The 1,131-nt window shown below is 70.6% G+C and carries 1 protein-coding gene and 1 pseudogene; both read left to right on the plus strand.

The annotated features are described in order from the left end of the window. Positions 1-54: 54 nt before the first annotated feature. Positions 55-126 (plus strand): annotated as a pseudogene (locus tag AOK09_RS43570) (phosphopantetheine-binding protein); the annotation flags it as partial. A gap of 147 nt (positions 127-273) precedes the next feature. Continuing rightward, positions 274-1,131: condensation domain-containing protein (locus tag AOK09_RS05375; protein ID WP_245687127.1), on the plus strand; the 858-nt coding region annotated here is incomplete at its 3' end.

Consider the following 1,131-nt stretch of genomic DNA (forward strand, 5'->3'; position numbering starts at 1 on the left):
GAGGAGGTGATCTGTGGGGCGTGTGCTGAGGTGTTGGGGTTGTCGTCGGTGGGGGTGGATGACGATTTCTTCGCGTTGGGTGGGCATTCGTTGTTGGCGGTGCGGTTGGTGGAGGTGTTGAGGGGTCGGGGTGTGTCGGTGTCGGTGCGGGCGTTGTTCCAGACGCCGACGCCTGCGGGGTTGGCGGTGGTGGCGGGTGCGGAGCAGGTGGTGGTGCCGGCGAAGGCGATTCCGGCGGGTGCTCGGGAGATCACTCCGGAGATGTTGCCGTTGGTGGATCTGTCGCCTGCGGAGATCGCGCGGGTGGTGGCGTCGGTGGAGGGTGGTGCGGCGAATGTGGCGGATGTCTATCCGCTGGCGCCGTTGCAGGAGGGGTTGCTCTTCCACCATCTGCTGTCGGAGGGCGGCGAGGACGCCTATGTGATGCCGCGCGTGGTGGAGTTCGACGACAGGGCACGCCTGGATGCCTTCGTGGACGCACTGCAGCGGGTGGTCGACCGCCACGACATCTACCGCACGGCCATCGTGTGGGAGGGGCTGCGGGAGCCGGTGCAGGTGGTCTGGCGGCGGGCGGAGCTCCCGGTCGAGGAGGTCACGCTGGCCCCGCACTCGGCCGACGCGGTGGCTGACCTGCTGGCGGCCGGTGGCCTGTCGATGGACCTGGGCCGCGCCCCGCTGATCGGGCTGCACACGGCGGCCCTGGAGGACGGCCGCTGGCTCGCGCTGGTGCGCGTCCACCACATGGTTCAGGACCACACGGCGCTGGAGGTGCTGATCGGCGAGGTGCAGGCGTTCCTGTCCGGTCGTGGTGGTGAGCTTGCGGAGCCGTTGCCGTTCCGGGACTTCGTGGCGCAGGCACGCGGTGGGGTGGAGCGTTCGGAGCACGAGCGGTTCTTCGCGGAGCTGCTGGGGGACGTGGACGAGCCCACCGCCCCCTACGGCCTGGAGGACGTCCGCGGGGACGGCGCAGCCGTCGTCCGCGAGGTGCTGCCCTTCACCCCGGAGCTGGTGGGACGGCTGCGTGAGGTGTCGCGGCGGTTGGGTGCGAGTCCGGCGACGGTGCTGCATGTGGCGTGGGCGCGGGCGTTGGCGGCGGTGAGTGGCCGGGACGATGTGGTGTTCGGGACGGTG

Origin of the sequence: Peterkaempfera griseoplana (assembly GCF_001418575.1) — a bacterium.
GTDB lineage: Bacteria > Actinomycetota > Actinomycetes > Streptomycetales > Streptomycetaceae > Peterkaempfera > Peterkaempfera griseoplana.